The 11,010-nt window shown below is 46.2% G+C and carries 7 protein-coding genes; 2 read left to right on the top strand and 5 right to left on the bottom strand.

The window, feature by feature from the left end; all coding sequences use genetic code 11:
• Positions 1-190: 190 nt before the first annotated feature.
• The 5 genes from arcC to RDQ32_RS09760 form a co-directional block, all read right to left on the bottom strand.
• On the bottom strand, positions 191-1,129 hold the full coding sequence (gene arcC / locus RDQ32_RS09780) for a carbamate kinase (RefSeq protein ID WP_308580293.1): 939 nt from the start codon (positions 1,127-1,129) through the stop codon (positions 191-193).
• 229 nt (positions 1,130-1,358) lie between these two features.
• Positions 1,359-2,564 (bottom strand): knotted carbamoyltransferase YgeW, encoded by a 1,206-nt coding sequence (ygeW, locus tag RDQ32_RS09775; RefSeq protein WP_040649311.1) that lies wholly within the window; start codon positions 2,562-2,564, stop codon positions 1,359-1,361.
• Between the two features lie 128 nt (positions 2,565-2,692).
• Positions 2,693-4,021, bottom strand: a complete 1,329-nt coding sequence (locus RDQ32_RS09770; protein ID WP_308580292.1) for a YgeY family selenium metabolism-linked hydrolase — start codon at positions 4,019-4,021, stop codon at positions 2,693-2,695.
• Between the two features lie 80 nt (positions 4,022-4,101).
• Positions 4,102-5,295, bottom strand: a complete 1,194-nt coding sequence (gene dpaL / locus RDQ32_RS09765; protein WP_304070480.1) for a diaminopropionate ammonia-lyase — start codon at positions 5,293-5,295, stop codon at positions 4,102-4,104.
• A gap of 32 nt (positions 5,296-5,327) precedes the next feature.
• Positions 5,328-5,975, bottom strand: coding sequence for a helix-turn-helix transcriptional regulator (locus RDQ32_RS09760; protein WP_308580291.1), 648 nt, complete (start codon positions 5,973-5,975; stop codon positions 5,328-5,330).
• 304 nt (positions 5,976-6,279) lie between these two features.
• On the opposite strand from RDQ32_RS09760, the gene ssnA reads away from it, so the two are divergent.
• Together ssnA and ygfK are read left to right on the top strand one after the other, a co-directional pair.
• Complete coding sequence (ssnA, locus tag RDQ32_RS09755; protein ID WP_007157768.1) at positions 6,280-7,611, top strand: putative aminohydrolase SsnA; 1,332 nt, start codon at positions 6,280-6,282, stop codon at positions 7,609-7,611.
• A 204-nt stretch (positions 7,612-7,815) separates the two neighbouring features.
• Positions 7,816-10,809 carry a putative selenate reductase subunit YgfK gene (ygfK, locus tag RDQ32_RS09750; protein ID WP_308580290.1) on the top strand — a complete coding sequence of 998 codons (2,994 nt, stop codon included), beginning with the start codon at positions 7,816-7,818 and terminating at the stop codon, positions 10,807-10,809.
• Positions 10,810-11,010 lie beyond the last annotated feature (201 nt).

Genomic DNA, 11,010 nt, shown 5'->3' with positions numbered 1-11,010 from the left:
CAGACCAACTTCCGAAGGAATTTGCTTTGCGAAGCAAAGTGAGCAGTGGTTAACAGAAACCACTGCTCAGTCAGGCGAAGCTAGCGAGAGCGTGCCCCGTTTCAGACCTATATTGTTTAGAAAAAATATATTGATTCTTTACAGTTCCCTAACTGTCAGTAAATGTAGACTTTCGAAGAAAAGCTACTTCTTACTTCTTGGTAATCTTGGTTCCTGTCTTACCCTGTAATGCTTCTCTTGCCTTCTCCAAAAGGGTAATCATAGCTTCATTTCCCTTCTTAGCGGAAGCGAACTGGATAGCAGCCTGTACCTTTGGAAGCATGGATCCGGGAGCGAACTCGCCCTGGTCTGCATACTTCTGAGCCTCTTCTACGGAAAGGTCTGTTAACCACTCCTGATCCGGCTTACCGTAACGGATAGCAACCTTCTCTACAGCAGTCAAGATAATCAGCATATCTGCTTCCAAACTCTCTGCCAAAAGGGCTGCCGCGAAGTCCTTATCGATAACCGCAGCGGCTCCGGCAAGGTGCTTTCCTTCAGAAACCACGGGAACTCCGCCACCACCGCAGCAGATTACCAGCTCTCCCGCATCGGACATAGCCTTAATAGCGGAAAGCTCTACAATCTCCTTTGGCTTAGGAGAAGCAACTACACGACGGTATCCACGTCCTGCATCTTCCTTAATGTTCCAGCCTCTCTTCTGTGCCTCAGCCTCAGCCTCTTCCTTGGTCATGAAACGACCGATTGGCTTGGTTGGATTCTGGAAAGCAGGGTCATCCTTATCTACACGAACCTGAGTTACTACGGTTACTACTGGAGGTACCTTTCCTCCTCTGTTCAAGAATTCCTCTCTCAAGGCATTCTGGATATCATAACCGATGTACGCCTGGCTCATGGCTACACATACGGAAAGAGGAGTCGGATCTTCATTATGCTCGGAAGCAAACTCTCCCATAGCATTGTTGATAACACCAACCTGAGGACCGTTTCCGTGAACAACTACTACTTCATTTCCGTCTTCTACAAGATCAACGATAGCCTTTGCGGTGGTCTTTACGGCTACCATCTGCTCCGGCAAATTATTTCCCAGGGCATTTCCCCCTAAGGCGATAACAATTTTCTTTCCCATATTTATTCTCCAATAAAAATTTTTACTCCTGAAACAGGAAAAATAGGCTTTGCAAATCCTTTTTAAGGGAAGAATAGCGCCCCGAATAAATCGGGACGCTATATCATTCTCCCTCTAAGCGTTTATTCTTAACGAGTATCGCACGCGTAGTGTGCGATATCTCGTTTTGCTTTAAAGGTTCTATCTGTCTGCATGAATTATGCTTCAGATTTTATCCTGTCCGCACAAATTATGCTTCGAAGATTCTATCCTGTCCGCGCTTCTGTAACTCCTCTAATACCTTTGCAGGATCCTTGAACTTCTCAAGAAGGATCATAGCTGCGATAACGTATGGCTTGTAAGAAGCCTCCTTGTAAAGTGGGTCTCTGTAACGATCGAATACAGTTGCGTCAACCTCACCTTCCTTGCAGGATACGCCGGTGATATCAGCAGGTAAGCAGTGCATGTAAAGAGCCTTTCCGTCCTTGGTCAGCTTCATCATCTCTTCTGTACAAGCCCAATCCTTGTGTTGAGCGTTCTGTGCAAGAAGCTCCTTCTCAAGAGCCTTGATGCCCTCTGTGTCACCCTCACCGTAAAGGTTGGTTCTCTTCTCCATAGCTGCGAATGGAGCCCAAGACTTTGGATATACGATGTCAGCACCCTGGAATGCTTCCTTCATATCGTTGGTAACCTTGAAAGATCCGCCGGACTCCTTAGCATTCTTCTCTGCTACGTCAACAACGTCCTTCATTACATCATATCCTTCCGGATGAGCAAGAACTACTTCCATTCCAAGTCTTGTGAAAAGACCGATTACACCCTGAGGTACGGAAAGTGGCTTTCCGTAAGAAGGAGAGTATGCCCAAGTCATAGCCAGCTTCTTACCCTTTAAGTTCTCGATTCCGCCCATCTCGTGGATTACGTGTAAAGCGTCAGCCATGCACTGTGTCGGGTGGTCGATATCACACTGTAAGTTAACCAGAGTAGGTCTCTGCTCTAAAACGCCGTCCTTGTGTCCTGCCTCAACAGAATCAGCAACCTCGTGCATGTAAGCATTTCCCTTACCGATGTACATATCATCACGGATACCGATAACATCAGCCATGAAAGAAATCATGTTAGCGGTCTCACGAACGGTCTCACCGTGAGCAACCTGAGACTTTCCTTCATCCAAGTCCTGAACCTCTAATCCAAGAAGGTTACAAGCGGAAGCGAAGGAGAAACGAGTTCTGGTGGAATTATCACGGAATAAAGAAATTCCTAAGCCGGAATCAAAAACCTTAGTGGAGATGTTTCTCTCTCTTAAGTTTCTGAGAGCATCTGCTACATCCCATACTGCCTTCAACTCATCATCAGACTTTTCCCATGTAAGGAAGAAATCGTTTAAGTACATCTTGTCAGTCTTAAGTCCCTTAATTTCCTTTACTAACTCTTCAAACTGCTGCTTCTTATCCATTTTAATCTCCTTTAAAAATGTGTTTATCCGATAAAGCCCCATGGCTTAATCTTTATTCTTATTTTGTACCCTCTACTCCGGCATGACCGAAAAGTATAGTACCTGATTTACACTTTAGACTCTAAAGCTTAGTCACAGTAGTACTGTGGAAGTGCTGCGTAGAATGCCGCACAGGTTACAAGGTCCTTCTTCCATGTGATCTCGTTAGGTGCGTGAGCCTGAGCCTCAGCTCCGGGTCCGAATCCGATTACAGGGATACCGTTTCTTCCCATGATGGAAACACCGTTTGTAGAGAAGGTCCACTTGTCAAGAAGAGGTCTTGGCTCTCTCTCAGCCACTGTATCTACTTCACCGATTCTCTTCTCACCGAAAAGATCCTTGTAAGCAGCAACGGAAGCCTTACATAACTTGTGATCCTCAGGAAGTACCCATGTTGGGAAGTAGCACTCGATTGGGTATACACATCCTGTGAAGGAAGGACGATCATAGTTGTACATAGAAACTACTACATCCTCGCCGTACTTCTTTACTGCAGGAAGCTGTCTGATTTCCTCAAGGCAAGACTCCCAAGTCTCTCCGGCAGTCATTCTTCTATCCAAAGATACAGCGCAGCTATCAGCTACTGCACAACGAGAAGGAGATGTGAAGAAGATCTCGGAAGCGGTAACAGTTCCTCTTCCTAAGAAACGAGCCTCTTTCCACTGATCATTGTACTTCGGATTTAACATCTTAACCAATCCGCGGATAGAAGTAGACTCTGCATCTCCGTTGTTGTTTAATGCACGAACATCGGAAAGGATGTCAGCCATCTTGTAGATTGCATTGTCTCCTCTTTCAGGAGCGGAACCGTGGCAGGAAACACCCTTCACGTCAATGCGGATCTCCATACGTCCTCTCTGTCCTCTGTATAATCCACCGTCAGTAGGCTCGGAAGATACAACGAACTCAGGACGAATCTTATCTTCGTTGATGATGTACTGCCAGCAAAGACCGTCACAGTCCTCTTCCTGTACAGTTCCTACTACCATAACGCGGTACTTATCGTTCAGAAGTCCCATGTCCTTCATGATCTTAGCAGCGTATACTGCAGAAACGGTTCCGCCAAGCTGGTCGGAAACACCTCTTCCACCGATCTTGGTGTCATCCTCGTATCCGTCATATGGATCAAATGTCCAGTTTGATCTGTTTCCGATTCCTACGGTATCGATGTGTCCGTCGAAGCAGATCAGGGTCTTTCCGGATCCCATGAATCCCATTACGTTACCCTGTGGGTCAACCTTAACCTCATCAAAGCCAACTTTCTCCATCTCGTTCTTGATGGTCTCAACGTGCTTTGCCTCGTCAGCGGACTCTCCGGGGTTCTTTACGATTGCTCTCAAGAAAGCACTCATGTCAGCCTTATAGCCTTCCGCTCTCTTCTTAATCTCTTCCAAAACTTCCTTATTTAACTGTCCCATACTAATATCCTCCTTAGTTATATATAAGCCTGTTATCCAGGGTGTTGCACAATTTGTCTTTTTGAAAATGAAGTTCTATCTTACTTCTCTTTTGCTTCCCAGATGATGTTCTTCCAACGCTCAGGGTCGGTATCTCCCTCGGTGTTGAAGCAAAGCACCTTACTGTTCTCGTTAAGCTGTAACTTCTCTCTTAAATCCTTGAAGTCATCCTGCAACATGATGGCAGCCAATGCACCGAAGCCTGCTGCACCGGACTCTCCGGAGAATACCTGATCGTCTCCCTTTAACGGAGCGTTCAACATTCTCATTCCTCTTGCAGCAACGATATCCTCAGCAGAGATAAATGCCTTTGCATGATTCTTTAAGATATCCCAAGAAGTGATGTTTGGCTCTCCGCAAGCAAGTCCTGCCATAATGGTAATCATGTCTCCGTCTACAATGCGGATGTTTCCGTCATTTGCCACAGCGCCCTTGTAAAGACAATCTGCAACGGAAGCCTCAACCACAACCATAATAGGAGGGTTCTCCTTATAACGGTTAGCGAAGTATCCTACAACTGCACCTGCCAAGGAACCTACGCCGGCCTGTACGAATACGTGGGTAGGTCTTTCTCCCAGCTGGTCGGCAGCCTCATCCGCCATGGTTCCATAACCTTCCATAATCCAAGCAGGAATCTTCTCATAGCCTTCCCAAGCGGTATCCTGTACTACGATTCCGTGCTCTTCCTTCTCGGCAAGAGCTGCAGCCTGTCTTACACACTCGTCATAGTTCACATCGGAAATCCATGCCTTGGCATTCTCAGCCTTGATGTGGTTCAAACGGGTCTCTGTAGAGCCCTTCGGCATGATGATTACACAGTTCTGTCTTAACTTATTAGCCGCCCAGGCTACTCCTCTTCCGTGGTTTCCGTCGGTAGCGGAGAAGAAGGTTGCTGTTCCGAACTCTTCCTTTAACTTCTCGGAGGTTAAAACATTGTAGGGAAGCTCGGAAATGTCCTTTCCTGTTTCTTCGGCAATGTAACGAGCGATAGCGTAGGAACCGCCTAATACCTTGAAGGCATTTAAGCCGAAACGGTAAGACTCATCCTTTACATAGATGTTTCCCAGTCCAAGATATTTTGCCATATTGGGAAGCTTGCAAAGAGGGGTCTCAGAGTACTGAGGGAAGCTCTCGTGGAAGGTTCTTGCCTTCTTTACTTCTTCCATAGACATAAGAGGAAGATTCTTGTCCTCTGTCTTTGGCATTTCATTAATTTTCCATTTTAAATCCTGCATGGCTATTCCTCCTTTTTTTCGCCACTATACTGTTACTTTTTGCTTTGGTCAATATAGCTGTATAAAGTAAATTTGCTGATGCCGTAGAAATTGGAAACCTTGTCCCCTGACTTGGTAATCAGGAAGGCTCCCGCATCCCGTAAGAACTGGATGGCTTGGATTTTTTCTTCCTTATTCATCAGAGCCGGCGGCTTTCCAATCCGCTTCACACTTTGATTAATCAGGTTGTCCAAAAGGTCATTCACGTTCAAAGGAATCTGTCCGTCCCCGTTACTGTCATGGCTCTCCACCGTGGTAATGGACTGCAATGCCGCATCCACATTCATCAGTGCGGTTACATCATAGTTGATGCCCAGAACCCAGCGGTATTTTCCGGTGCTGTCCTTCAGGAAAACCGTAGAGGACTTTAAGATTCTTCCGTCCTGGGTAGTGGTGCGATAGCCCAGATGATCCACAATGATGTCTCCCTTTTCTATCGCTTCCAGGGTTTCCAGTACCACCTTTGAGGCGCCGTCCCCTATCTTTCTTCCGCTCACATGTCCGTTGATGATGAAAATGATGGTATGTTCCAAATCCTTTACGGAAAGGTCATGGATACAAACCTCGCAATCCTTTCCGAACTGTCTGGCTATTCCATGGGCCGTACTGACAAGCATTTCCAAGCTGCTATCCTCTACCATTTTCCCTCCTTTCTACCTGAATTGGTGCTTTCAAAATCCATCGAAATGCGCTACCTAAAAATTTTTTATGTACCCCTATCTTAGCACGGTTTTTTTACTTTGCAATGGTTTTTTCAAAAAATTTTTTAGCTTCCAAAATTTTTTTCTGTTCTCCATTGCATTTGTTTTAAGGGAATGATAAAATCCTATCAAATCTGTTTTTCCCTAGAATTTTCAAGGCTTTACAGCGATTTTTTCAGGAAAAACTGTATACAATTTTTCGCACTGAGCCAAGGGCTCTTAGAAAGAAAAGGAGGATTGAGCTATGTTTTTAATCGGAAATGGACGTCTTTTCACCAGAGACGAAAAGAACAGCTTTTTCGAGAATGGCGCAGTAGTTTGGACAGACAACACTATTGTAGAAGTAGGAGATTTTGAGACATTAAAGAAAAAATACGCAGACGCGGAATTTATTGATGCAAAGGGTGGTGTGATTCACCCGGCTTTTATCAATACCCATGAGCACATCTACTCTGCTTTGGCAAGAGGCTTATCCATCAAGGGTTATGCTCCTAACGGATTCTTAGAGATTCTGGACGGACTTTGGTGGACTATTGACCGGAATCTGGACAACGACTTAACCAAACTTTCCGCAGAAGCTACCTATTTAGAGTGTATCAAGAACGGAGTAACTACCATCTTCGATCACCACGCTTCCTTCGGAGAGATTTCCGGATCCCTTTTCGCCATCGAAGAGGCTGCCAGAGACTTCGGCGTACGTTCCGTTCTTTGCTATGAGATTTCTGATCGTGACGGTAAGGAAAAGGCACATGCCGCTATTAAGGAAAATGTTGACTTCGCAAAGCACGCTCTTTCCCTGAAGGACGACTTCATTAAGGGAATGATGGGTATGCATGCAAGCTTTACCATCTCCGATGAGACCATGGAGCTTTGCCGTAAGGAGAAGCCGAAGGAGATCGGATACCACATCCACGTGGCGGAGGACATCTTAGACCTTCACCGTTGCTTAAAGGAGCACGGCAAGAGAATCGTAGACAGACTCTATGACTGGGATGTATTGGGGGAGAAGACTCTCCTTGCCCACTGCATCTATGTAAATCCTCACGAGATGGATTTGATTCGCGATACCAATACCATGGTAGTACACAACCCGGAATCCAACATGGGTAATGCCTGCGGATGTCCTCCCACCATGGAGATTGTACATAAAGGAATTCTTACAGGATTAGGTACAGACGGATACACCCATGATATGATAGAATCCTGGAAGGTGGCTAATATTCTCCATAAGCATCATTTGGTAGACCCGGGTGCCGCTTGGGCAGAGGTTCCGGAAATGCTTTTCCAGGGCAATGCTCGTATCGCTAACCGTTATTTTGAAAAGAAGCTGGGCGTATTAGAGAAGGGTGCAGCTGCGGATATCATCATCACCGACTATATCCCGCCAACACCGATGAACGCCGGCAACTTAAACGGCCACATGCTCTTCGGTATGAACGGTCGTTCCGTAGTAACCACTGTCGGAAATGGTAAGGTTCTGATGAAGAACAGAGAGCTTCAGGGAATCGACGAAGAGAGATGCCTTGCCAAGATTCGCGAGGGTGCAGCTCGTTTAGAGAAGAAAATTAACGGTTAAAACGGAATTTTACAAAAAGCAAAGTATTTCTATAGAAGAAAAGGGTAGCTGAGAACCCTTTTCGTTCTGGAAACTTTGTTCGCAACATTAATGGGCCATTCTTGGTCAGGCAAGAATACCCCATCAGGGAAAAGCCCTCCTGTAAATCAGGAGAAGACGCAGGATCTTAAACAGGAGGGCTGTTTACCCGAAAAGGAGATTTCCATGAGTGATATTATGACCCCGATTCCCTTTGACAGATTGATGAACCGTATTTTGGTAGAGCATCAACAGGGAGCTGTTTTTGGTATGCAGAAATGCTACCAGGCAAAAAACCTTCAGCCAAACACTCTTTTTGGCAGAAAATTGGAAGGACAGATTGGACCCGCTGCAGGACCTAACACCCAGCTTGCTCAGAACATCGTAGCTTCTTACTACGGCGGAGCTCGTTTCTTCGAGTTAAAGACCGTACAGAAGATGGACGGTAGAGAGCTGGCAGCTTGTGTAGCAAAGCCCTGTATCACAGCAGAGGACGAGTGTTACAACTGTGAGTGGTCCACAGAGTTGGAAGTACCACAGGCTTTTGCAGAGTATGTAAAGGGCTGGTTCGCTTGTAAGGTTATGGCGAAGGAGTACGATTTAGGTGATCCGGACGCTTTCCAGTTCAACATTTCCGTAGGATATGATCTGGAAGGAATCAAGCTTCCCAAGGTAGACCGCTTCATCAACGAGATGAAGGACGCTAAGGATACCGAAATCTTTAAGGAGTGTAAGGCATGGCTTTTGGCTAACCTTGACCGTTTCCAAAAGGTGACCAAGGAAGATGTTGAGGCTATTCAGTCCGAAATCATCAACAGCGTTACCGTTTCCACCCTTCACGGCTGTCCTCCTTCCGAGATTGAGGCGATTGCTTCTTACCTGATTCAGGAAAAGCATTTGCATACCTTCGTAAAGTGTAACCCCACTCTCTTAGGATATGAAACCGCTCGTGCAATCTTAGACGAGATGGGCTACGACTACATCGCTTTCACGGACTTCCACTTCAAGGATGACTTACAGTACAGCGATGCAGTACCTATGTTAAAGCGTTTGCAGGAATTGGCAAAGAGCTTGAACTTAGCCTTCGGTGTAAAGATTACCAACACCTTCCCTGTAGATGTGAAGAACAACGAGCTTCCTTCTCAGGAAATGTACATGTCCGGAAAGTCCCTCTTCGCTCTTTCCATGTCTGTAGCGAAGATGCTGACCAGAGACTTTAACGGAAGCCTTCGTATCTCCTTCTCCGGCGGTGCGGATTACTTCAACATTGAGCGTATCGTGGAAGCCGGCATTTGGCCTGTAACCATGGCAACCACCCTCTTAAAGACCGGTGGATACCTTCGTTTCATTCAGATGGCTGAGCTTTTAGAGAAGAACCTTGCAAAGCCTTGGGAAAAGGTTGAGCTTTCCTTAGTGGAGAAGATGATTGCAGACGCTAAGAGCGATAAGCACTTAGTAAAGCCTGTTAAGCCTCTTCCCAACAGAAAGTCCGATAAGAAGGTTCCTTTGGTTGATTGCTATACCATGCCCTGTCGTGACCGTTGCCCAATCCACCAGGATATCACCAGCTACGGCCGCCTGGTAAATGAAGGCAAGTTCCAGGAAGCTTTAGAGGTTATCTTAGATAAGAACCCGCTTCCCTTCATGACCGGAAATATCTGTACTCATACCTGTCAGTCTGCTTGTACCAGAAATCACTATGAGACAGACGTACAGATTCGTACCAACAAGTTAATCGCTGCAAGAGGCGGATATGATGCCTTTCTTCCCGGATTAAAGCAGGAAGGTTCTGTGCAGAAGAAGGTTGGTGTTATCGGAGCAGGTCCTGCAGGTATCTCTGCCGCTTTCTTCTTGGCAAGAGCAGGCGTAGAAGTTCATGTTTACGATAAGGACGCTGTAGCCGGCGGTGTAGTAGCCAACGTTATCCCCGGATTCCGTATCCCTGCTGAAGAAATTCAGAAGGACGTAAACTTAGCGAAGCAGTACGGTGCTCAGTTCCACCTTGGACAGGAAGTTAGCGATATTGACGCTTTCCGTAAGGAAAATAACTTTGACGCTGTAGTCGTTGCTATCGGTGCCCACAAGGAAGCTCCACTTGTTCTGGAAAAGGGAGAGGCTTACAATGCCCTTCACTTCCTGGCTGACTTCAAGGCACAGGACGGCAAGGTAAACTTAGGAAAGAACGTTGTTGTAGTAGGTGCAGGAAACACCGCTATGGACGTTGCAAGAGCTGCGAAGAGAAATGCAGGAGTAGAAAATGTTTATCTGGTTTACAGAAGAACAAAGCGCTACATGCCTGCGGATCAGGAAGAATTGGAAGAGGCTATCGAAGAAGGTGTAAACTTCCAGGAGCTCCTTGCTCCATTTACCCACGAGAACGGTAAGTTACTTTGCCACCGCATGGTACTCTCCGATGTGGATGCTTCCGGAAGACGTTCCGTTAAGGAAAGCGACGAAGTGGTTGAGATTCCTTGTGATACCGTAATCGCTTCCATCGGTGAGAAGGTAGACGGTTCTTTCTATGAGAAGAACGGTATTGCTGTTACCGACAAGGGACTTCCTGTATTAAAGAAGGAAAGCAATGAGACTTCCGTAGCCGGCGTTTACGCTGCAGGAGACGGTGCTTTCGGCGCTTCCGTAATCGTAAAGGCTATTGCTGATGCGAAACTTGCTTGCGAAGCAATCTTAAACAAGACCATCGGTACAGATCGTCCATCCTTAACCACAGACGAGAAGATCTATGCTAAGAAGGGTAATCTTGTAGAACCTGAGAAGGGATTAAATCCTGACAAGCGTTGTCTTGCCTGCGACCACATCTGTGAGAACTGCTGCGATGTATGTCCTAACCGTGCAAACTTCGCCATCAAGGTTCCCGGCGTAGAGATGCACCAGATTATCCACGTGGATTATATGTGTAACGAGTGCGGTAACTGTGAAACCTTCTGCCCATACGATTCTGCTCCTTACAAGGAGAAGTTCACCCTCTTCCACAGAGCCGAGGAAATGGAAGACTCCACCAACGACGGATTTGCATTCGTTGACAATGATGGAAATGCCATTGTTCGCGTAGGCGGCGAGAAGATGAACTACAAGGTAGGCGATAAGAATACAAAGCTCTTCTATCGTCTGGCTGAACTGGTAGATACCGTTTACAACGATTATTCTTACCTCTTAATCTAATAGAAAAGAAATATAGGACTGCAGAATAAGTTATAGTTTCATGCAGTTGCAGGTCTAAAGCTAAGGCGGGCTCTCACAGAGCTCGCCTTTTAGCGTGAAGAACTGTATTCTTTGTAACGTTGCGCTCTGATGCAGTATAGGTCTGTAATCGGGGCACGCTCCCGCTAACCTCGCCTTCGTAACAGTACTAACTTCAAGCTT

Source organism: uncultured Oribacterium sp. (genome assembly GCF_902481605.1).
GTDB classification, from domain to species: Bacteria; Bacillota; Clostridia; order Lachnospirales; family Lachnospiraceae; genus Oribacterium; species Oribacterium sinus.
The sequence above is the reverse complement of the archived record's forward strand: the minus strand, read 5'-3'. Positions and strand labels throughout refer to the sequence as shown.